Genomic DNA, 20,131 nt, shown 5'->3' on the forward strand with positions numbered 1-20,131 from the left:
TTGAAGGCGCTTATAGGGTATGCTTTACCACAAGGAAAGCGCTGACAAGATAGCCGCTAACATGAGCGCCATTGGCAGGATTTGCAATCTTGTCGCGCAGATCAGAGCTCAGAGCGGCATTCCGGTCAGTTTTGCCACCAGTTCCGGCAGCTTGCGGGCGGAGAATTTGACCAGGAGATGGGCGCGATGGGTTTCTATCGTGCGATACGAAAGGTTCAGTTCCGCACCGATTTCCTTGGCCGACAGCCCGCGACAGGTAAGGATCGCCACATCCCGCTCGCGCGGGGTGAGGCTGACCACCGGTCGGTCGTCTGAAATATCGGCAAAGCTCCAGACACCGCTGCGAAAATGCTGCTCCGGTGTCAGCGACCGCCCGCGCACCCGGCACCAGAACAGATCGCCGTTGCGACGGCGCATGATCCGTTCGTCGTTATAGTGGCCGGATTGCGCATCCGCCTGTTGCAGCCGATCTCCAATCCGCTGGAAGTCTTCCTGACTGGGGTAAAGCTCGGCGATGGGCAGGCCGACATAACTGGCGCTGGCGCCGCCAAAGGTTTCGGCGAACTGCCGGTTGCAGCGCTGGATCACCCGTTTGTCAAGCAAAGCCAGCCCCACCGGGGCAAATTCAAAGGCGAGATCGGTCATGCGGGCAGATAACCGCTGTTATTGTGCAAAGCAAAGCGAATTCCGTCGGATAGGCGCCAGTGCCGATCTGTCTCGTGGTGGCAGGCCTTCATTGTCCGGGATTCCGCGCGGATGCGGCACCAAAAAAAAGGGCTGATGCACTGGCATCAGCCCCAAGGTGCCAAGGTCGGCCATTCGTACCGACCCGACGGGGAGTGTTTGGATCAGATGGCCAGATATTCGGCGCGCAGTTCCTCGTTTTCCAGAACCTCGGCCGCTGAGCCATCAAAGACGATGCCGCCGGTGTCGAGGATCACCGCGCGGTCGGCCAGTTCCAGGGCGCGCACCGCGTTCTGTTCGACGATGACGGTGGTGATGCCCTGCTGTTTGATGTGGATGAGGGTCTTTTCGATCTCATCGACGATCACGGGGGCCAGACCTTCATAGGGTTCGTCGAGCAGCAGCACCTTGATGTCACGGGCCAGCGCGCGGGCGATGGCCAGCATCTGCTGCTCCCCACCGGAGAGGGTCACGCCCTCTTGCTTGCGCCGCTCGCCAAGACGCGGGAACAGTTCATATAGACGTTCGATCGACCAGCCGATGGGCGGGGCAATCTGGGCCAGCTGCAGGTTTTCCTCAACCGTCAGGCCGGGGATGATGCGGCGATCTTCCGGCACCAGACCCAGGCCCGCCGCCGAAGCCTCATGCGAGGACATCGTGTGCAGCGGCTGATGATCGAGCCAGATTTCACCCTTGGTCACCATCGGTGAACCCGTGCGCGCGATGGAACGCAGGGTCGAAGTCTTGCCAGCGCCGTTGCGACCCAGAAGCGCCAGGATCTCACCTTCATGCACATTGAAGGAAATGCCCTGAACGATGTAGCTCTCGCCGTAATAGGCGTGCATGTCCCAGACCGAGAGAAAGGCCGGGGCCGTGGTGGCGTGGTTGGCGTGTTTGGAAAAGTCGGGTTTGACGTTCATCTGTGATCTCCTTACGCCGACTCGCCGAGGTAGGCTTCGCGCACCTTCGGGTTGCCTTTGATGTTTTGCGGATCATCCTCCACCAGTGGTTTACCCTGCGCCAGCACGGTGATCCGGTCCGCCAGCGAGAATACGACGTGCATGTCGTGTTCGATGATCGCGATGGTGATGTCGCGCTCGGACTTGATCTGTTTCAGCAGATCAATGGTGTTGTTGGTATCGGCCCGCGCCATGCCCGCTGTGGGTTCGTCCAGCAACAGGAGGCGCGGTTCTTGTGACAGACACATGCCAATCTCAAGCCGTCGCTTATCCCCGCGTGACATGGAGGCCGCGTTCATGTGCCGTTTGTCGGCCATGTTCATCTCCTCCAGCATATGCTCTGCCTTTTCCAGAATGTCGCGCTGGCTGGAGACGGCGCTGATCGCATTCATCTCAAAGGCGCCGTCGCGTTTGGCAAAGCAGGGGATCATCATGTTCTCCAGCACCGAGAGGTCGCCAAAGATCTCTGGCGTCTGGAAGACGCGGGAAATGCCCATCTGGTTGATCTCATAGGGCGCGCGGCCCAGAACGGATTTGCCGTCAAACATCACCGACCCTGTATCCGGGATCAGTTTGCCCACCAGGCAGTTCAGAAGGGTCGATTTGCCTGCACCATTGGGGCCGATGATGGCATGGACCGTGTTTTCGCGCACGCTGAGGTTCACCTCTGACAGCGCCTGAAGGCCGCCGAACCGTTTGCCTACGTTTTTGACTTCAAGGATACCCATTGGTCTTGCTCCTTATTCCGCAGGTTCAGTTTTGCCCGAGGGGCTGTCTTTTTCGTGTTTGCGCCCCTGGATCCAGCCGCGCAGCTTCTGTCCGCCTTCGACCAGGCCACCGGGCAGGAAGATCACAACCAGCATGAACAGGATGCCCAGCGTCAGGTGCCAGCCCTTGCCGATGAAGGGGTGGACGATGAAGACCATCGCATCCTCGATCCCGTCGGGCATGAAGCTGAACCAGCTGTGCAGGACGTTGTCGTTGATCTTGGAGAAGATGTTCTCGAAGTATTTGATGAACCCTGCGCCCAGAACTGGCCCGATCAGGGTGCCTGCTCCGCCGAGGATTGTCATCAGAACCACTTCACCAGAGGCGGTCCACTGCATCCGTTCGGCGCCTGCCAGCGGGTCCATTGAGGCCATCAGGCCGCCAGCGAGACCGGCATACATGCCCGAGATCACAAAGGCAGCCAGCGTGTAGGGTCGGGTGTTCAGGCCGGTGTAGTTCATCCGCTGCTGGTTCGATTTCACCGCCTTCAGCATCAGACCAAAGGGCGAGCGGAAGATACGGATCGACAGGTAGAATGCGGCCAGCAGGATCAGTGCGCAGAGGTAGTAGCCCGCGTTGAACTGGAAGGCCCACGGACCCACGACCATCTCGAAGGTCGAGCGCATCTCCAGGCCAAAGAGGCTGGTCACCGGGATCGAGCCATCAGCGGTCGCCGACACGCCCAGAATGCGCGGGTCATCCAGCGTCAGCTGCAGGCCGGTCTCGCCATTGGTGATTGGGGTCAGCACCGAATAGGCCAGATTGAAGGACATCTGCGCGAATGCCAGCGTCAGGATCGAGAAGTAGATGCCGGAGCGGCGCAGGCTGACATAGCCGATCACCAGTGCAAACAGACCCGCGACGATCACCGACAGCGCGATGGCCGGAACCACGTTCATGCTGAGCAGCTTGAACATCCAGACCGCTGAATAGGATCCCACACCAAGGAAGGCGGCATGACCAAAGGACAGGTAGCCGGTGAGGCCAAAGAGAATGTTGAAGCCGATGGCAAAGATCCCGAAGATCACAAACCGCTGCATCAGGTCCGGGTAGCCCGCGTTGAACTGCGCCAGGGCGCTGCCAGTCGGGAAGGGGTTCAGGATGAACGGTGCAAACAGGGTCAGGATGGCAACGACCAGCAGCAGCGTCTTGTCTTTTTTGTTGAGTGCGAACATGTGCTTAGTCCTCCATCACACCTTTGCGGCCCATCAGGCCTCGAGGGCGGGTGAGCAGAATGATGATTGCGACCACATAGATGATGATCTGGTCGATACCGGGGATCAGGGATTTAATTTCATTCATCGAGGCGAAGCTTTCGAGCACGCCAAGAAGGAACCCTGCAAGCACGGCGCCGGGCAGCGATCCCATACCTCCGACAACCACCACCACAAAGCTCAGCACCAGGAAATCCATACCCATGTGGTAGTTGGGGGAGTTGATCGGTGTGTACATAACGCCGGCCAGTCCCGCGACGGCGGCCGCGATGCCGAACATGATGGTGAAGCGGCGGTCGATATTGATCCCCAGCAGCCCGACGGTTTCGCGGTCGGCCATACCGGCGCGCACCACCATGCCGAATGTGGTAAACTGCAGGAAGGAGAAGATGCCGCCGATGATCACAAGGGCAAAGCCGAAATAGACCACGCGCCAGACCGGATAGATGATGTCGAGGCCGATGATCGCACCCAGATTGATCACGCCGTTCAGCGCATCGGGCGCAGGCGTCTGGATCGGGTTGGCGCCGTAGAAATATTTCACCACCTCTTGCAACACGATGGCGAGGCCAAAGGTCACCAGAATCTGATCCGCATGGGGGCGCTTGTAGAAATGCTTGATCAGCCCGCGTTCCATCACATAGCCAACCGTAATCATGATCGGGATGGCAAATAGGATCGCCAACGGCACGGCCCAGTCGACGATGGCACCGCCCACCTCGGGGCCGAACCAACTCTCCACATAGGGGGTTTTCACCTTGAGCGGATTGCCCAGAAAATCCTTCTGGGTTTCATCCACGGTTTCAAAGCTGAGGCTCAGGACGCGTTGCACGGTGACCGCACAGAACGCGCCGATCATGAACAGCGCCCCATGGGCAAAGTTCACCACGCCGAGCGTGCCAAAGATGAGTGTCAGACCCAGCGCGATCAGCGCATAGGCCGAGCCCTTGTCGAGCCCGTTCAAGATTTGCAATAGGATTGCGTCCATTGTCCCCACCTTCGGTTGGTCCGTCTGGAATTGGCATAAGTCGGCTGTTCAGCGCCGCTGGCGCTGGTCCTGTCGTCTAGACATGTCGGGCAGGGTCAAGCCGGGAGAGTGACGGGACGGGCACCGTTGAGAGTGCCCGCCCCGGTTATCGCGATCAGGCGCCGCTGTTGCAGGTGCCAAGGGCACCGCCTGCAAACATCGGGTGATCCGGCGGGTAAGTCACCTGCGCTGCCGGGGTCACTTCGACCACTTCAAGCAGGTCGAACTCCGAGGTCGGGTTTTCCTTGCCGCGCACAACCAGAACGTCCTTGAAGCACTGGTGGTCTTCGGCGCGATAGAGCGTCTTGCCGTTGCCCAGACCGTCGAATTCGAACCCTTCGAGGGCTTCGACAACCGCACAGGGGTTGAACGAACCCGCGCGTTCCACCGCATCTGCATATAGCAGGGTCTGACAGTAGACGGTATGCGCGGCCTGGCTGGGCGGGAAGCCATACTTGGACCCGAAGGAACGTACGAATGCCTGCGAGCCTTCGTCCTGCAGCGACCAATGCCAGTTGGTGGAGCCGTGGATGCCCTTCACGTTCTCGCCCGCACCTTTCGCCATCAGACGCGAATAGAGCGGTACGACAATCTCGAAGTTCTTGCCGTTTACAACCTTTTCACGCAGGCCGAACTGAACCGCGTTGGTCAGCGAGTTCACCATGTTGCCGCCATAGTGGTTCAGCACCAGCACATCCGCGCCGGAGTTCAGAACCGGGGCGATGTAGGACGAGAAGTCGGTTGCAGCCAGCGGCGTGCGCACCTTGTTCACGGTGTTCCAGCCCAGGGCCTCGGTGGCGGCGGCGATGGATTCTTCCTGGGTCCAGCCCCAGGTGTAATCCGCCGTCAGGTGATAGGCGTTCCGGTCAGTGCCGTAGAGGTTCTTCAGCACCGGCGCCAGGGCAGCGCCGGACATGTAACCGTTGAAGAAGTGACGGAAGCCGTTGGCTTTCTTGTCTTTACCAGTGGTGTCGTTGGAGTGGGTGAGACCCGCCATGAAGATCACGCCGGCCTCCTGGCAGAGACCCTGCACGGCAATCGCAACACCGGAGGACGAGCCACCGGTGATCATTACGGCACCGTCCTTTTCGATCATCGACTTGGCGGAGGCACGGGCGGCGTCAGATTTCGTCTGAGTGTCGCCGGTGACGTATTTGACTTCTTTGCCCAGGATACCGTTGCCCTGTAGCGACTTGGACGAGAAGGTGTTCATCATGCCGCCGTCGCCGCCGCCATTCAGATGTTCGACCGCCAGCTTGTAGGCGCGCAGCTCGTCCGCGCCTTCGTCGGCATAGGGGCCTGTTTGCGGAACGTTGAAGCCCAGCGTCACGCTGCTGCCGGTCGGTTCGTTGGTAAACGCCGCAGCAGACGATGCGGTAAAGATTGTCGGAAGCGCAACGCCGGCACCTGCCAGGGCGCCGGTCTTCAGGACTCCGCGACGTGATACGTCAGTCTTGGACATGTAATCCTCCCATTTGTGTAATGACGACAACAGCTCCTCACTTCCGCTGGCGCCCGCACGTTTTCGTGCAAAATCAGTATGGGCGCGGCTTGTAAAATTGCGCAATAAAACCCTTGAAATGCAGGTTTATTCTGTAAAGAAATGAACAGGTGTTAAGGATTTTTTGTAAAGAAACTTATGTTGCGTTGCAGAAAACCCTTGATCCACCGTGTTTTTGAGAGGGGGCATTGCCATGGGCCGTGACACGCTGACAGGAAGCCGTATCCGGGAGAGGCGCTTGATGTTGGGACTGCGTCAGGCGGAGCTGGCCCGGCTGGTCGATATCTCGGCCTCCTATTTGAACCTGATTGAACACAATCGCCGCAGAATCGGCGGTAAGCTGCTGGTGGATCTTGCACGGGTGCTGGCGGTTGAACCCTCCATGCTGACCGAAGGGGCAGAGGTGGCGTTGCTGGCGACCCTGCGGGAGGCGGCGGCTGATCTCACCCGACCTGTGGCCGAACTGGACCGGGTAGACGAATTTGCGGGCCGCTTTCCCGGCTGGGCCGAGGTTCTGGCCCAGGGCCGACTGCGGATTGCCAGCTTGGAACGGACGGTCCAGACGTTGTCGGACCGGCTGACACATGATCCTCAGCTGGCGGCTTCGCTACATGAGGTGCTGTCTACCGCTGCCGCCATCCGGTCGACTGCCTCGATCCTCGCCGAAACCGGCGAGCTGGAGGCCGAATGGCGGGATCGGTTCCACAAGAACCTCAACGAGGATTCCCGGCGTCTGGCCGAGAGCAGCCGCGCGCTGGTTAATTTTCTTGATGAGAGCAACACATCGGTCGAACGGCGGGGGATGCCCCAGGAAGAGGCGGAGCAGTTCTTTGCCGCTCATGAGCACCACTTCGTGGAACTGGAAGTTGCGGATGTGGCCGCCCGCCCCGGGCTGATCGAGGCGCTGCTGTCGCAGGCCGATGAGCTGGTCAGCGCCGCCGGAACCGCCATTGCCCGCGCCGGGCTGCTGCAATATTGCGCCGATGCCGAGGCGATGCCGCTGACAGATTTGGCCGAGCGGCTTGCCCGCGATGGCGTGGCCCCCGTCGCCCTGGCGCGTGCGTTCGACTGTGACCTGCCGACGGTGCTGCGGCGGCTTGGGGCCTTGCCGCCTGAAGTTCTGGGGCAGGAGGCAGGGCTGGTGATCTGCGATGCCTCGGGGTCGATCCTGTTCCGCAAGCCTGTGACCGGGTTCGCCCTGCCGCGTTTTGGAGCCTCCTGTCCGCTCTGGCCGCTTTACACGGCGCTGTCGCGGCCGCAGGAACCCGTGCGCCGCGATGTGGTGCAACAGGGGCGCAATGCAGTCGGGTTTGATTGTCTGGCGGTTTCCTGGCCGCATCAGCGACCGGATTTCGACAGCGATCCGTTGTATCATGCTGTGATGCTGATCCTGCCCAAGCGTGACGTGGCCGAGACCGCTCAGCCGGTCGGCGCGAGCTGCCGGATCTGTTCGCGCCGCGACTGTGTGGCGCGGCGCGAGCCGTCGATCCTGAAGGAAGAGTTTTGACAGCGGCGCAAGCGCAGCGCTACTGTTGCGCCAGGGACGGAGGCGCCTGGGGGCAATGACCCCGCGAAGGTTCGGGCGTAGGGGAGGACTATCCACACAATGGGCAGGCATGTTGTTCTGGTCGAAGACGAGCCGAATATCACCGAAGCAATCCGGTTTCTGCTGACCCGCGACGGCTGGCAGGTGGACAGCCATGCCGATGGCAGTGATGCGGTAGAGGTGATCTGTGCAGCCAAGCCGGATCTGGTGATCCTGGATCTGATGTTGCCGGGCAAAAGCGGCCTGGAGATCATCCGCGAGCTGCGCGAGAGCGCGCGATTGCCGGGGTTGCCGGTGCTGATGCTGACCGCAAGGGGGCAGCTGCGCGACCGGGAGATGGCCGAACAGGCCGGAGTTACGCGGTTCATGACCAAACCGTTTTCCAACAATGAGGTGCTGACCGCTGTGCGGGATCTGCACGCGCAGGCTGCCCAGAACCGGGCCAAACTGTCTGATGCGGCGGCTGCCGCCGCGGCCGATCTGGCCGAACAGGCCCGCCAGGGATGATCCGTGGCGACGGGGCCGAAGGCGAGGGTGAAACCGCGGCGCCGTTTGTCGAGCGCAAGACCTACCGCCGCCGTCGCCTGATGGATGTCGCACGATTCTTGCCAGTGCTCGGTGCGCTGCTGTTTGCGGTTCCGCTGATGTGGCCTGACCGTGATCCCTATCCAGCCCCCGACACGGTGTCGGGTATGCCCCTGTCGCGGGCGATGATTTATATCCTGGTGGTCTGGGCGGGGCTGATCCTGGCCAGCTTCGGCTTTGCACTGGCGGTGCGCCGCTGGGCGGAACATTGGACAGAGGGTGGCGAGCCGCGCCGGGGCGGGGACGCAGATTGATGGCGTCACTCAATGTTCTGGCGCTGGTCTGTCTGGGATATGTCGCCCTTCTGTTCATCGTGGCCTTTGCGGCGGACCGCCATGCCAGCCACGGTCGCGCCGCCCGCTGGATGCGATCTCCGCTGATCTATACGCTGTCGCTGTCGATCTACTGCACGGCCTGGACCTTCTATGGCGCCGTGGGCTACGCGGCACGTTCGGGACTGGAGTTTATCACCATATACCTCGGCCCGACGCTGGTAATGGTCGGCTGGTGGTGGGGGCTGCGCAAGCTGGTACGGGTCGGCCGCAGCCAGCGGATCACCTCTATCGCTGACCTCTTGTCTGCGCGCTATGGCAAGTCGAACCTTCTGGCGATTGGCGTCACGATTCTGGCGGTGATTGGTACGACACCCTATATTTCGCTGCAATTGCAGTCCATTACACTGTCTTTCTCGATCTTTGCCGAGGCTGATCCGCTGCGCAGCGTCAATGAAACGCAGACGGTATTCTGGGTGGCGGCGGGGCTTGCGGCCTTTGCCATTCTGTTTGGTACGCGCAATCTCAACGCCAACGAACGCCATCATGGTGTTGTCACCGCCGTCGCGCTTGAGGCCGTGGTAAAACTGATCTCCCTGCTGGCGGTGGGCATTTTTGTGGTCTGGGGAGTGGCGGGTGGTGTGGGCGAGACGATGGCGCGGATTGACGCCTCCAGCATAGGTCAGTGGCAGGTCGATGGCGGTCGCTGGGCCACAATTACATTCCTATCGGCCGCCGCCTTTGTCTGCTTGCCGCGTATGTTTCAGGTCATGGTGGTCGAGAATGAGGATGAACGCCACCTGCGGGTCGCGGCCTGGGCGTTTCCACTTTATCTGCTGTTGATCTCGATCTTCGTGGTGCCGATTGCGGCCATCGGGCTGGAGTTGCTGCCGGCCGGGTCTAACCCGGATCTGTTCGTGCTGACCCTGCCGCTGGCGCAGGGACAGCAAGGGTTGGCGATGCTGTCTTTCCTTGGCGGGTTTTCCTCGGCAACATCCATGGCCATTGTTGCTGCAATGGCGCTGTCGACGATGGTGTCGAACCATATCGTGATGCCGATCTGGCTGCGCTGGCAGGAGGTGGGCGCCTCGGTCTCGGGGGATGTGCGGCATGTGGTGCTGCTGTCGCGACGTCTGTCCATCGCAGGCATCATGGCGCTGGGGTATTTCTATTACACGCTATCGGGCGGCGGTGCGGCGCTGGCCGCCATCGGTCTGATCTCCTTTACCGGTATCTCCCAGATGCTGCCGAGCCTTGTCGGGGGCCTGTTCTGGCGCGGCGCCACGCGCAGCGGTGCGCTGGCCGGCCTGTCGGTCGGCTTTGCGATCTGGCTTTATACAATGCTGCTGCCGGAGCTTGGCGGTGGGCTGTTGCCCGCGCGGGTGCTGGCCGAGGGGCTGCTGGGCCTATCCTGGCTGCGGCCACATGCGCTCTTTGGGATCGAGGGCCTTGATCCGACGGTCCATGCGGTGCTCTGGTCGATGGCCTTGAACACGGCGGCGTTTCTTATCGGATCATTGCTGACCTTTCCGAGCCCTTTGGAGCGGTTACAGGGCGCGCAGTTTGTTCATGTGTTCGATCATTCGTCGGGGCCGCGCGGCTGGACCGGCTCGGTTGCGCAAAGCGAGGATCTGATGATCATGTCGCAGCGTATTCTGGGCGCGGGCGAGGCTCAGCAGTTCTTTCAGAGCGAATTGGCGCGGCAGGGAGGGCGTGGTCCGTTGCCGGAGCCGACGCCTGCGTTTCTGGAGCGGCTGGAACGCGAACTCAGCGCCTCGATCGGGGCGGCGGCGGCCCACGCCATGGTGGGGCAGATTGTGGGGGGATCGTCGGTGTCGGTGCAGGATCTGCTGGCTGTGGCGGATGAGACCGCGCAGATCCTCGAGTATTCCAACCGGCTTGAGGCGCAATCTGAAGAGCTGTCAAGAACCGCGCGCAAGCTTCAGGAAACAAACGAAAAGCTGACCCAGCTATCGCAGCAGAAGGATGCGTTTCTTAGCCAGGTGAGCCATGAATTACGCACGCCGATGACTTCTATTCGCGCCTTCTCCGAAATCCTGCGCGACACTGAGAACCTCGAACCCCGTGATCACAGCCGCTATGCTGGTATCATCCATGACGAGGCGCAGCGGCTGACCCGTCTGCTGAACGATCTGCTGGATCTGAGCGTGTTGGAAAACGGTCAGGTCAGCCTCAACATCAGCGCCGGGCGGCTCGGCGATGTACTGGATCATGCGGAGGCAACCGCGCTGGCGGATGGTTCCGCGCGGTTGAAGGTTCAGCGTGATGCCGCGACGGATGAGATGCGGCTGTCATCGGATCTGGACCGGCTGGCACAGGTGTTTATCAATCTGATCGCCAATGCCGACAAATACTGCACCGCGGCAGAGCCGCAGCTGCGTATCATGGCTCGGCAGAGCGGTGACTGGTTGTTCATTGACTTCATCGACAATGGGCAGGGAATCCCGGCGGAGTTTCGGACCATGATTTTCGAGAAATTCTCGAGAGTTAGCCCAGAACGTGCAGGCGGCGCCGGTCTTGGTTTGGCGATCTGTCGCGAGATCATGCAGCGACTCGGCGGTGATGTGGCCTACCTATCGGATGAGGTCGGCGGCGCGTTTCAGGTTTCCTTACCTCTTCGTCGGGAAAACCCGGTTTAACTGTTTATCGTAAAGTTATTGGTAACCACTCTTGGGGTAGACCTATGGCAAAGCGGTGCGAGAGGGGCAGGTTTACAACCTATGTCTGAAACGAAATCGGAATCGGCAGCGACTGGTGGCAGCGGCGTATTGGCCCGCAAATTGGCCGCCACCAAAGAAGGCAAAGGCGGGCTTACCAGCTCCCTGACCCTCAAGGCGTTGCGCCGCTCGATTGCGCGGGCGGCGGCGGATCTGTGTGATCTGCCGGTCGCTGTGCTGGCCGCGCGCCAGTCCAACCGTGTTCCGGAAGATCTGCCACCGCATCTGTCGGACAAGCATCTGCTGGTGGTATTGGATGGGCCGAACGGGCGTATCGGTGCTGCGACACTGGACGCGCCAACCGTGACCGCCCTCATTCAGCAGCAGACCATGGGGCAGGTTCTAGGCAAGGCGCCGAGCGAACGTAATTACACCCCGACAGACGCGGCCATGGTTGCCGATTTTCTTGAGCGCACCTTTGCCAAGGTGGTCTCCATGCTGGCCCAGCAAAAGGATGAGGCGATCTTCTCCGGCTACCGTTTCGGCGCGCAGGTAGAGGATGTGCGCAGCCTCGTTCTGGGTCTTGAGGCTGAAGATTACCGGGTGATTGAGCTGACGCTGGATCTGGCCTGCGGTGCCATGCAGGGCGGGCTGACATTGATCCTGCCGGAACCCACGCCGGAGGATCTGGGGCAGGCCGGGCAATCAGCCCATGCTACGGGACCGTCACTGGGCAGCAACATGGGGTCAATGCGTGCAGAGCTGCGCGCGATCCTCTGCAAGATGAAGATCCCCGCAAATGAATTCTCCTCGCTCGAGGAGGGGGATCTTCTGCCGCTGGATCAGGCCTATCTCTATGAGACGGAAATGATCTCGATCAGCGGCCAAGCCGTTGCGCAGGGACGTCTGGGGCAGATGAATGGTGCCCGCGCCGTGCGGCTGACAGATCCCCGGACCAAACTTGTGAATGATAGTGCAGCCGATCAGGGCTCATTCTCAACTCATATGGGCGGCGATGCCGCTGCGCTCGACCATGAACCTCCGACGCTGGATCTCTCCATCGCGGCCGACGGGTTGCAAGACCCGATGGGCGGCATGGGTGGGCTAGGTGATGGGCTTGGCGATATGGGCGGCGACCTTGGGGATTTCGGCGGTGATCTTGGAGCCGACTTTGGCGGCGATCTGGGGGGCGACCTTGGCGGCGATTTCGGCGGAATGCCAATGGGCGATGGCCTCGGTGATGGGCTTGGCGACGGTCTTGGTGATGCGATGTCTGGTGATCTGCCGGATCTTGGCGAATTGCCGGACCTTGGCGCGATGCCCATGGGGGACGGTCTGGGAGATGGGCTGGGAGATGGGCTGGGCGAGTTCAACGCCGACGCCGCCGCGATGGAAATCTCTGATCTGGCAGGGCTGAACAGCGGTACCGGCTGACCCCGATAACGCAATCCCATCGCGCCTGATGCTGTCCTGCCAGTCTCCGCACGGTGCGCGGCAATGCGACCCTTTCGAAAGCTCAGTGGAACACCCGCTATCGACAGAAACAAAAAAGACAGTGCACGATCGGCACTGTCTTTATTTTTCATATGTTTATATGGCGAAGCTTGTCTGGCGTTGCGGGCTTTGGCAACGACGTCAGCTGTCGCCTTCGGCAAGGGCGGATTGGGTTGCGACGGCGATCAGAGTCGGCCGGAGCTCGTCCAGCTGATAGCCCGCCTGCGCGGTTGCGGCGAGGATTTCATCCACCGGCATCACTGGCGCTTGCCCAAGGGCCCAGATGACCGAGCAGCGCGTGCCCGAGGCACAGTAGGCCAGAACCGGACCTTCGGAAGCCTCAATAAAGGCCTGTTGCTGCGCAACATTCTCAGGCGTCATGGTCTGGTGGGTCAGGGGAAGCACCTCAAACCGAAGCCCCTGCGCCTCAGCGGCGGCGCGGATAGCCTCGGCCTGATGGCTTGGCGGTACCTCGGCATCGGGCCGATTGCAGATCACCGTGGTGAAACCGGCCTCGGCCAGCTGTGGCAGGTCCTCAACCGCAATCTGCGGCGAGACGGAATAGCGGGGGGTCAATGTGCGTGCATCCATGGATCTGTCTTTTACGTGCTTGCTGCGGTTCGGTCCAGTCGCTGTACGACGGGCGGTGCCGCAATCATGCCGGTGCCCATCGAGACCAGGAAAATGACGCCTCCAAACCCACCATAGCTGAGCGAGGCCATTGCTGGTCCGGGGCAGAGACCGGCAAGCCCCCAGCCCATCCCGAAGAGGACCGAACCGATCACCAGGCGCCTGTCCAGTTCCTGGCGCGGCAGGCTGGGAAAGGAGCCACCGACCAGTGGGCGGCGTCCGTCTGTCAGTTGCCAGGCCACTGCCATTGGCAGGATCGCGCCGCCCATTACGAAGGCCAGCGTGGGGTCCCAGTTGCCAAAGATATCAAGCCAGCCCTGGACCTTTTGCGTGTCGGTCATCCCTGACAGAAACAGTCCCAGACCAAAAAGCCCGCCGGTGACGAAGGACAGCAGTACCCGCATCAGATCAGCCCCCAGAGATGACGAAACAGGGCCAATGTCACGGCGCCTGCAAGAATGTAGATGAGAGTTGCCACCAGCCCGCGCAGTGACAGCCGCGATATGCCGCAGACGCCATGGCCGGATGTGCAGCCATTGGCGATACGGGTGCCAAGACCAACCAGCAGGCCCGCTGCGATGATCACCACGGTGTTGCTGGTCAGATGGGTGTCAGGGGAGTCGGCCACGGTCAGCCAGATCACCAGCGGCACCAGAATGACACCGGCGATGAACGCGATGCGCTCGCCCGACGTATTGCGCCCACTGCCGTCGATCAGCCCTCCAAGGATGCCGCTGGCGCCCATGATACGGCCGTTGCCAAGCAGATAAACTGCCCCGCCTGAGCCGATCAGCGCACCGCCAATCAGTCCCCAGATCCAATCTGCATTCATCGTGATATCCCTTGTTTATGGCCGCTTGTGCCCAGTTCGGCGCAGTGTGTGTCAGGCCCGATCAAAGCTTGTCGATCGGCACCTTGAGGTAGACATGGCCGTCGTCCTCCGGTTCTGGCATCCGGCCGGCCCGCATATTGACCTGCAGTGATGGCAGGATCAGCCGGGGCATGGCCAGAGTGGCGTCGCGGGCATCCCGCATGGCCACGAATTCCTCGATGGGACGGCCCTGACCGATATGGATGTTGAGCGCCTTCTGCTCTCCAACGGTGGTTTCCCAGGCATAGTCGTCGCGGCCGGGCGCCTTGTAATCGTGACCGACAAAGATTCGGGTCTTATCGGGCAGGGCGAGAATTTTCTGGATGGATTGAAACAGATCCTCAGAGGATCCACCCGGAAAATCGCAGCGGGCGGTGCCGAAGTCCGGCATGAACAGCGTATCACCGACAAAGGCTGCGTCGCCAATCACATAGGTGAGGCAGGCCGGGGTATGGCCCGGTGTGTGCAGCACGTCGCCGCGCATCTGGCCGATGTGAAAACTATCGCCATGTTTGAACAATGCGTCGAATTGGCTGCCGTCGCGCTGAAACTCGGTGCCTTCGTTGAACACCTTGCCGAAAGTGTCCTGTACCAGCGTGATATTGGCACCAATGCCTATCTTCCCGCCCAGCTGTTCCTGAAGATAGGGCGCTGCCGACAGGTGGTCGGCATGAACGTGGCTTTCGAGGATCCATTCCACCCGCAGCCCTTCGGCCTTGACCCAGGCAATCATCTCATCAGCGGACCGGGTATCGGTGCGCCCTGCGGCATGATCAAAATCCAGTACGGAATCGATCAGCGCGCAGGCGCTGCCGTCCGGCTCCCGCACCACATAGGATACGGTATTTGTCTGTTCATCAAAAAAGGCTTTGACGATCGGCTTCATGGGGACCCTCCTGCTGTGGCACTTACATATATTAAATAATGAATATGTTCAAGTGGGCATTCACCCGGGGCTGCGAAAAATCGACCGTAAATCAGGGCGCGGGGTCGGTGCCCTGGTTTGTACCTGCTCATTTTCTCGTTATGGTTGATCTCGCTCAAAGTCATGCTGCGGATACTATGCTACTGTGGCGATTGTGGTGAGGTGAACCGCGATGACTTGTGCAGAACACAAGGGGTGTCGGGAGCGGGCAGAAGGGCGTTGTTGAGCCCCCCCCCCGGTCCCGGTTCATACCCCCGTGTTGCGGCGCGGGTGATGCCCGCCGCGCAGGCTCTAGGGAGGAGTGTGGGATGACCAACGACAATAGCAGGATCGACAGTCTGATACAGCGGGCCGAAGGGCTCGAACGCAAGATATTGGCCGCACATCGCCAGGATCGGCTTGCGCTGCATCCTGATTTTAACCGGACATTGGCACGTCTGCGTGTGGCGGGTGGGCGTGTGCCGACCCGCATGGTGCGACTGGAGCAGATCCTTAGCGAGGAATCCGCCGAGGATATGTTCGACAATATGCCGGTTTGAAAGATGGCGCTGTGTCCGGCGGTCAGCCGCTGGCCTGTCATGGTCACGGTCGGCCTGCCCGGGGGGGCAGTGCGTCACCGACACGGTGGAAAAACGGCGCCACCGCAAGTCGGGGCTTAGCCCAGGCTGAGCCCCAGCATGACCAGCATCAGGCCGATAACCGACAGGAATAGCGCGCCCAGATTATAGGGCAGGACCTTTTGGATGACGGCCCGCAGGGCGTCGTCGTCCAGCTTCTGACGTTTGGCCTGCATCACGCGCAGCACGCTCCACATCAGCCCCAAAAGACCGGCCACAGATACAGCCGCACCAGCCCAAACCAGAATCTCGTACATCGCACTCTCCGATGGCGGCGCGCCAATGCGCCGGTCGTTTTCAGGGGCAGCGCCTATCGGATTGCTGCGCCCGGGGCAACCCGCGCGGGCCTGGTGGGTTATGGTATGTGGCAGATTTTGCCTATTGGGGCGGGCGCTGCGCGGGATTGTCCTATCACTGCTTGCGGACTGAGGTGCGCACTTGTATCTGGAGGGCTGATCCGAATGTCTACCCTTTGCCGACGGAGCCCACGATGGATATGACCGAAGACGAAAAAAGCGACAGCTACCGTGTGACCGCTGGTGAATTGCGCCAGTTTATCGAACGGTTCGAGCGTCTGGATGCCGAGAAAAAAGATCTCGCAGAGCAGCAGAAAGAGATCATGGCCGAAGCCAAAGCGCGCGGCTATGACACTAAGGTGATCCGCAAGGTGATCGCCCTGCGCAAGCGGGACAAGGACGATATCGCCGAGGAAGAAGCGGTTCTTGAAATGTATAAAGAAGCGCTTGGCATGTAACGGCGGCCTCAGACCGCGCGTGACTGCAAGGTGACGACATCGGCCCTCCGCCAATGCGGGGGGCTTTGTTGTTTCTGGGCCTTTGATCCCGGTTATGCTTTAGGTCTGTAAATTTTAAGCTTGAAGTATTATCTTAGGTGACCGATATTGGTGGATAATTGTCCCCCGTCCGCCGATGCAGGAGTCCCCAATGCCCACAATCAACGTGCACCCCGATGGCTGGAAACCTGCAAAAGGCTATGCGAATGGCATGATCGGCGAGGGGCGGATGTTGTTTGTCGGTGGCCAGATTGGCTGGACTGCGGATCAGGTGTTTGAAACCGATGACTTCATCGGCCAGATGAGCCAGGCGCTTCAGAATATCCTGACCGTGGTGCAGCAGGCAGGCGGGCAGGCCAGCGATATCACCCGGCTGACCTGGTATGTCACCGACAAGGCGGAGTATCTGGCCCATCAGGCGGAGGTTGGTGCCGCCTATCGTGCGGTGATGGGTTATCATTTTCCAGCCATGACAATGGTCGTTGTTGCAGACCTGGTGGAAGACCGTGCCAAGATCGAGATCGAAGCGACGGCCATGCTTGCCTGAGGTGGCTGGGGCTTAGCCGCGCGCTGAATCTCTCTATGCGAATGGTCCTGTCGGCAGCGCTGCGGGCGCTGTTTTAGATCAGTTGTCCTGACCTTTTTTGACACCGATACTGCCCCGAGCGCGCGGGTGGATTGAGGGATGTCGCGCCTGCCCATATTCTGGGCGGCGCGGTTTTCGTTTTTGTTTTTAACACCTTGAGTAGAGGATCGGCAGGGCAGGCTAAGAAAAACGTCATTTCAAAAATTTTACCAGTTGATAAAAAATCAAACTGTGGCACTCTGGTTTGCATAATAAACAAATCCAGGGAGACACCCAATGGCGACCAGCCATCAGGCATCCGGCGTTCAGGCAGGGCGTTTGTCCGCCTCAGAAATTGCCGACAACTTTGGAGATCTGCATCCGCAATATGAGGCGCATGAGGCGGCGGTGGCAGCGGATCGCTGCTATTTCTGCTATGATGCGCCCTGTATTACGGCTTGCCCAACCTCCATCGACATTCCGCAGTTTATCCGCGAGATCCAGACCGGCCACCCGGAAACGGCGGCGAAGACTATTCTCGAACAGAACATCCTTGGCGGGATGTGCGCGCGGGTCTGCCCGACCGAAACCCTCTGCGAGCAAGCCTGCGTTCGTGAAGCGGCCGAAGGCAAGCCGGTCGAGATTGGCCGTCTGCAACGCTATGCAACCGACACGCTGATGGAAAAGGGCGTGCACCCTTTCAGCCGCGCCGAAACAACCGGCAAGAAAGTGGCCGTGGTTGGTGCCGGTCCGGCGGGTCTCTCTGCGGCGCACCGTCTTGCGATGTTGGGCCATGACGTTGTCGTTTATGACGCCAGGTCCAAGGCGGGCGGCCTGAATGAATTCGGGATCGCCGCGTATAAATCCACCAATGATTTTGCGGCGAAAGAAGTCGATTGGCTTCTGCAGATCGGTGGAATTGCCATGGAATACGGCAAGAAGCTTGGTGGCGATCTGAGCCTCGATGCCCTGAAGGCCGAATATGACGCAGTGTTTCTGTCCATCGGCCTCGCCGGTGTGAACGCCCTGCGGGCGGCGGGCGAGGACAAGGACGGTGTGCGTGATGCAGTCGATTTCATCGCCGAGCTGCGTCAGGCCGATGATCTGGCAAACCTGCCGGTCGGTCGCAATGTCGTGGTGATCGGCGGCGGCATGACTGCGGTTGACGCGGCTGTGCAGTCGAAGCTTCTTGGTTCCGAGAATGTCACCATCGCCTACCGCCGCGGCCGTGACGCCATGGGGGCGAGCCGGTTCGAGCAGGACCTTGCGGCCACCAAGGGTGTAAAGCTGATGTTCAACGTTCAGCCGGTGGCTGTGCACGGGAATGGCGCCTGTGCGGAAATCGAGCTGGAGTATACCAACAGCGAAGGCGGTCAGCTGACCGGCACCGGCGAGACGGTGCGGATCGCAGCCGACCAGATCTACAAGGCGATCGGGCAGACGCTTGAGGGCCAGCCGGACGCGCTGGCGCTTGATGGGCGCAAGATCAAGGTGGACGCGCAGGGCCGGACATCGGTCGCGGGGGTCTGGGCCGGGGGTGATTGTGCCTCTGGCGGCGAGGATCTGACAGTGACGGCCGTCGCCGAAGGTCGCGATGCGGCCATGGATATTCACGCCAGCCTGATGGGCTAAGCCAGCAGCAGGGCCGGACCCGGCCCTGTGTTGCCAGTTTAAGGAACAGACAAATGGCTGATCTGACAGCAGATTTTCTGGGGATCAAATCTCCGAACCCGTTCTGGCTCGCCTCTGCGCCGCCGACGGATAAAGAATACAATGTCCGCCGCGCCTTTGAGGCTGGCTGGGGTGGGGTGGTCTGGAAGACCCTCGGCTCCGAAGGCCCGCCGGTGGTCAATGTGAACGGTCCGCGCTATGGCGCGATCTGGGGGGCGGACCGCCGCCTTCTGGGGCTCAACAATATCGAGCTGATCACCGACCGCCCTCTTGAGGTGAATCTGGAAGAAATCACCCGCGTGAAAAAGGACTATCCAGATCGCGCCATCATCGTTTCGTTGATGGTGCCCTGCGAGGAGCAAGCCTGGAAGGATATCCTGCCGCGTGTCGAAGCTACCGGTGCTGACGGGATCGAGCTGAACTTTGGCTGCCCGCATGGGATGGCCGAACGTGGTATGGGCTCTGCCGTGGGGCAGGTGCCGGAATACATCCAGATGGTCACGGAGTGGTGTAAGAAATACTACTCCAAGCCGGTGATTGTGAAGCTGACGCCGAATATTACCGACATTCGCCACCCAGCGCGGGCAGCCAAAGCGGGCGGTGCCGACGCGGTCAGCCTGATCAATACGATCAATTCGATCGTATCGGTGGATCTTGATGCCATGGCGCCTGAGCCAACCATCGGCGACAAGGGCACACATGGCGGCTATTGCGGCCCGGCAGTGAAGCCGATTGCGCTGAATATGGTGGCCGAAATCGCCCGATGCCCGCAGACTCATGGCCTGCCGATCTCGGCCATTGGCGGCGTCACCACCTGGCGCGATGCGGCTGAGTTCATGACCATGGGTGCAGGCAACGTGCAGGTCTGCACCGCTGCCATGACCTATGGTTTCAACGTGGTGAAGGAGATGATCTCGGGCCTGAACCAGTGGATGGATGACAAAGGCTACAACCGTCTGGATGATTTTGTTGGTAAAGCCGTGCCCAATGTCACCGACTGGCAGTATCTGGATCTGAACTACGTCGCCAAGGCCAAGATCAATCAGGATGATTGCATCAAATGTGGTCGCTGCTTTGCCGCCTGCGAAGACACCTCGCATCAGGCCATCGCGATGAGCGAGGACCGCGTCTTTACCGTCAAGGATGACGAATGCGTCGCCTGTAATCTTTGCGTGAATGTCTGCCCGGTCGAAGGCTGCATCACCATGGAGGAGGTGCCCGCCGGTCAGATCGACGAACGCACGGGCAAAGTGGTGTCCGATGAATATGCAAATTGGACCACCCATCCCAACAACCCGTCGGTGACGGCGGCCGAATAGGGGGGCTGGCGG

At 60.5% G+C, this 20,131-nt stretch carries 21 protein-coding genes; 10 read left to right on the top strand and 11 right to left on the bottom strand.

The window, feature by feature from the left end; genetic code table 11:
• Positions 1-108 precede the first annotated feature (108 nt).
• The 6 genes from WLQ66_RS05300 to WLQ66_RS05325 all read right to left on the bottom strand — a co-directional run bounded on the left by WLQ66_RS05300 (position 109) and on the right by WLQ66_RS05325 (position 6,114).
• Positions 109-645, bottom strand: coding sequence for a LuxR C-terminal-related transcriptional regulator (locus tag WLQ66_RS05300; RefSeq protein WP_340545320.1), 537 nt, complete (start codon positions 643-645; stop codon positions 109-111).
• Between the two features lie 203 nt (positions 646-848).
• The gene (locus WLQ66_RS05305; protein WP_340545321.1) at positions 849-1,604 is read right to left on the bottom strand and encodes an ABC transporter ATP-binding protein; all 756 of its coding nucleotides are present in this window, start codon (positions 1,602-1,604) and stop codon (positions 849-851) included.
• Positions 1,605-1,615: 11 nt separating this feature from the next.
• Complete coding sequence (locus WLQ66_RS05310) at positions 1,616-2,371, bottom strand: ABC transporter ATP-binding protein (RefSeq protein ID WP_340545322.1); 756 nt, start codon at positions 2,369-2,371, stop codon at positions 1,616-1,618.
• A gap of 12 nt (positions 2,372-2,383) precedes the next feature.
• Entirely contained in the window at positions 2,384-3,586 is a 1,203-nt protein-coding gene (locus tag WLQ66_RS05315; protein ID WP_340545323.1) for a branched-chain amino acid ABC transporter permease, read from the bottom strand.
• 4 nt (positions 3,587-3,590) lie between these two features.
• A complete protein-coding gene (locus WLQ66_RS05320; RefSeq protein WP_340545324.1) occupies positions 3,591-4,613 on the bottom strand; it encodes a branched-chain amino acid ABC transporter permease in 1,023 nt (340 codons plus the stop codon).
• 154 nt (positions 4,614-4,767) lie between these two features.
• A complete protein-coding gene (locus WLQ66_RS05325; RefSeq protein WP_340545325.1) occupies positions 4,768-6,114 on the bottom strand; it encodes a substrate-binding protein in 1,347 nt (448 codons plus the stop codon).
• Between the two features lie 232 nt (positions 6,115-6,346).
• Here WLQ66_RS05325 and WLQ66_RS05330 point away from each other — a divergent pair, with 232 nt between their 5' ends.
• From WLQ66_RS05330 to WLQ66_RS05350, 5 genes are all read left to right on the top strand, one after another.
• On the top strand, positions 6,347-7,660 hold the full coding sequence (locus WLQ66_RS05330; RefSeq protein WP_340545326.1) for a short-chain fatty acyl-CoA regulator family protein: 1,314 nt from the start codon (positions 6,347-6,349) through the stop codon (positions 7,658-7,660).
• A gap of 99 nt (positions 7,661-7,759) precedes the next feature.
• Positions 7,760-8,206 carry a response regulator transcription factor gene (locus tag WLQ66_RS05335; protein ID WP_340545327.1) on the top strand — a complete coding sequence of 149 codons (447 nt, stop codon included), beginning with the start codon at positions 7,760-7,762 and terminating at the stop codon, positions 8,204-8,206.
• Positions 8,203-8,538, top strand: a complete 336-nt coding sequence (locus tag WLQ66_RS05340) for a hypothetical protein (protein ID WP_340545328.1) — start codon at positions 8,203-8,205, stop codon at positions 8,536-8,538. Before WLQ66_RS05335 ends, WLQ66_RS05340 begins: the two co-directional genes overlap by 4 nt.
• The gene (locus WLQ66_RS05345) at positions 8,538-11,216 is read left to right on the top strand and encodes an ATP-binding protein (RefSeq protein ID WP_340545329.1); all 2,679 of its coding nucleotides are present in this window, start codon (positions 8,538-8,540) and stop codon (positions 11,214-11,216) included. Before WLQ66_RS05340 ends, WLQ66_RS05345 begins: the two co-directional genes overlap by 1 nt.
• A gap of 81 nt (positions 11,217-11,297) precedes the next feature.
• Entirely contained in the window at positions 11,298-12,668 is a 1,371-nt protein-coding gene (locus WLQ66_RS05350; protein ID WP_340545330.1) for a FliM/FliN family flagellar motor switch protein, read from the top strand.
• Between the two features lie 201 nt (positions 12,669-12,869).
• On the opposite strand, the gene WLQ66_RS05355 is transcribed toward WLQ66_RS05350, so the two are convergent.
• From WLQ66_RS05355 to WLQ66_RS05370, 4 genes are all read right to left on the bottom strand, one after another.
• Entirely contained in the window at positions 12,870-13,319 is a 450-nt protein-coding gene (locus WLQ66_RS05355; protein WP_340545331.1) for a protein tyrosine phosphatase family protein, read from the bottom strand.
• 11 nt (positions 13,320-13,330) lie between these two features.
• A complete protein-coding gene (locus tag WLQ66_RS05360) occupies positions 13,331-13,762 on the bottom strand; it encodes a DUF6691 family protein (RefSeq protein WP_340545332.1) in 432 nt (143 codons plus the stop codon).
• On the bottom strand, positions 13,762-14,190 hold the full coding sequence (locus WLQ66_RS05365) for a YeeE/YedE family protein (RefSeq protein ID WP_340545333.1): 429 nt from the start codon (positions 14,188-14,190) through the stop codon (positions 13,762-13,764). Before WLQ66_RS05365 ends, WLQ66_RS05360 begins: the two co-directional genes overlap by 1 nt.
• Positions 14,191-14,251: 61 nt before the next feature.
• On the bottom strand, positions 14,252-15,115 hold the full coding sequence (locus WLQ66_RS05370) for an MBL fold metallo-hydrolase (protein WP_340545334.1): 864 nt from the start codon (positions 15,113-15,115) through the stop codon (positions 14,252-14,254).
• Between the two features lie 347 nt (positions 15,116-15,462).
• On the opposite strand from WLQ66_RS05370, the gene WLQ66_RS05375 reads away from it, so the two are divergent.
• Positions 15,463-15,693 (top strand): hypothetical protein, encoded by a 231-nt coding sequence (locus WLQ66_RS05375; RefSeq protein WP_340545335.1) that lies wholly within the window; start codon positions 15,463-15,465, stop codon positions 15,691-15,693.
• Between the two features lie 116 nt (positions 15,694-15,809).
• Here WLQ66_RS05375 and WLQ66_RS05380 read toward each other — a convergent pair whose 3' ends face one another.
• Positions 15,810-16,028 carry a hypothetical protein gene (locus WLQ66_RS05380; RefSeq protein ID WP_340545336.1) on the bottom strand — a complete coding sequence of 73 codons (219 nt, stop codon included), beginning with the start codon at positions 16,026-16,028 and terminating at the stop codon, positions 15,810-15,812.
• Positions 16,029-16,261: 233 nt separating this feature from the next.
• Between WLQ66_RS05380 and WLQ66_RS05385 the strand changes: the two genes are divergently transcribed.
• The 4 genes from WLQ66_RS05385 to preA all read left to right on the top strand — a co-directional run bounded on the left by WLQ66_RS05385 (position 16,262) and on the right by preA (position 20,119).
• A complete protein-coding gene (locus WLQ66_RS05385; RefSeq protein ID WP_014874404.1) occupies positions 16,262-16,525 on the top strand; it encodes a DUF2312 domain-containing protein in 264 nt (87 codons plus the stop codon).
• 190 nt (positions 16,526-16,715) lie between these two features.
• A complete protein-coding gene (locus WLQ66_RS05390) occupies positions 16,716-17,111 on the top strand; it encodes a RidA family protein (RefSeq protein ID WP_340545337.1) in 396 nt (131 codons plus the stop codon).
• Positions 17,112-17,426: 315 nt separating this feature from the next.
• Positions 17,427-18,761, top strand: coding sequence for an NAD(P)-dependent oxidoreductase (locus WLQ66_RS05395; protein ID WP_340545338.1), 1,335 nt, complete (start codon positions 17,427-17,429; stop codon positions 18,759-18,761).
• A 53-nt stretch (positions 18,762-18,814) separates the two neighbouring features.
• Positions 18,815-20,119 (top strand): NAD-dependent dihydropyrimidine dehydrogenase subunit PreA, encoded by a 1,305-nt coding sequence (preA, locus tag WLQ66_RS05400; RefSeq protein ID WP_340545339.1) that lies wholly within the window; start codon positions 18,815-18,817, stop codon positions 20,117-20,119.
• The last annotated feature ends 12 nt before the right edge of the window (positions 20,120-20,131 follow it).

It is taken from the genome of Phaeobacter sp. A36a-5a (assembly GCF_037911135.1).
Classification (GTDB): Bacteria; Pseudomonadota; Alphaproteobacteria; order Rhodobacterales; family Rhodobacteraceae; genus Phaeobacter; species Phaeobacter bryozoorum.

Excerpts from the sequence above, each read along its gene's own strand:
- WLQ66_RS05360 (WP_340545332.1), bottom strand. The coding sequence starts at position 13,762 with ATGCGGGTACTGCTGTCCTTCGTCACCGGCGGGCTTTTTGGTCTGGGA.
- WLQ66_RS05330 (WP_340545326.1), top strand. The coding sequence starts at position 6,347 with ATGGGCCGTGACACGCTGACAGGAAGCCGTATCCGGGAGAGGCGCTTG.
- WLQ66_RS05375 (WP_340545335.1), top strand. The coding sequence starts at position 15,463 with ATGACCAACGACAATAGCAGGATCGACAGTCTGATACAGCGGGCCGAA.
- WLQ66_RS05380 (WP_340545336.1), bottom strand. The coding sequence starts at position 16,028 with ATGTACGAGATTCTGGTTTGGGCTGGTGCGGCTGTATCTGTGGCCGGT.
- WLQ66_RS05385 (WP_014874404.1), top strand. The coding sequence starts at position 16,262 with ATGGATATGACCGAAGACGAAAAAAGCGACAGCTACCGTGTGACCGCT.
- WLQ66_RS05395 (WP_340545338.1), top strand. The coding sequence starts at position 17,427 with ATGGCGACCAGCCATCAGGCATCCGGCGTTCAGGCAGGGCGTTTGTCC.
- WLQ66_RS05305 (WP_340545321.1), bottom strand. The coding sequence starts at position 1,604 with ATGAACGTCAAACCCGACTTTTCCAAACACGCCAACCACGCCACCACG.
- WLQ66_RS05370 (WP_340545334.1), bottom strand. The coding sequence starts at position 15,115 with ATGAAGCCGATCGTCAAAGCCTTTTTTGATGAACAGACAAATACCGTA.
- WLQ66_RS05390 (WP_340545337.1), top strand. The coding sequence starts at position 16,716 with ATGCCCACAATCAACGTGCACCCCGATGGCTGGAAACCTGCAAAAGGC.
- WLQ66_RS05320 (WP_340545324.1), bottom strand. The coding sequence starts at position 4,613 with ATGGACGCAATCCTATTGCAAATCTTGAACGGGCTCGACAAGGGCTCG.
- WLQ66_RS05335 (WP_340545327.1), top strand. The coding sequence starts at position 7,760 with ATGGGCAGGCATGTTGTTCTGGTCGAAGACGAGCCGAATATCACCGAA.
- WLQ66_RS05325 (WP_340545325.1), bottom strand. The coding sequence starts at position 6,114 with ATGTCCAAGACTGACGTATCACGTCGCGGAGTCCTGAAGACCGGCGCC.
- WLQ66_RS05355 (WP_340545331.1), bottom strand. The coding sequence starts at position 13,319 with ATGGATGCACGCACATTGACCCCCCGCTATTCCGTCTCGCCGCAGATT.
- WLQ66_RS05365 (WP_340545333.1), bottom strand. The coding sequence starts at position 14,190 with ATGAATGCAGATTGGATCTGGGGACTGATTGGCGGTGCGCTGATCGGC.
- WLQ66_RS05345 (WP_340545329.1), top strand. The coding sequence starts at position 8,538 with ATGGCGTCACTCAATGTTCTGGCGCTGGTCTGTCTGGGATATGTCGCC.
- WLQ66_RS05350 (WP_340545330.1), top strand. The coding sequence starts at position 11,298 with ATGTCTGAAACGAAATCGGAATCGGCAGCGACTGGTGGCAGCGGCGTA.
- WLQ66_RS05300 (WP_340545320.1), bottom strand. The coding sequence starts at position 645 with ATGACCGATCTCGCCTTTGAATTTGCCCCGGTGGGGCTGGCTTTGCTT.
- WLQ66_RS05340 (WP_340545328.1), top strand. The coding sequence starts at position 8,203 with ATGATCCGTGGCGACGGGGCCGAAGGCGAGGGTGAAACCGCGGCGCCG.
- WLQ66_RS05315 (WP_340545323.1), bottom strand. The coding sequence starts at position 3,586 with ATGTTCGCACTCAACAAAAAAGACAAGACGCTGCTGCTGGTCGTTGCC.
- preA (WP_340545339.1), top strand. The coding sequence starts at position 18,815 with ATGGCTGATCTGACAGCAGATTTTCTGGGGATCAAATCTCCGAACCCG.
- WLQ66_RS05310 (WP_340545322.1), bottom strand. The coding sequence starts at position 2,371 with ATGGGTATCCTTGAAGTCAAAAACGTAGGCAAACGGTTCGGCGGCCTT.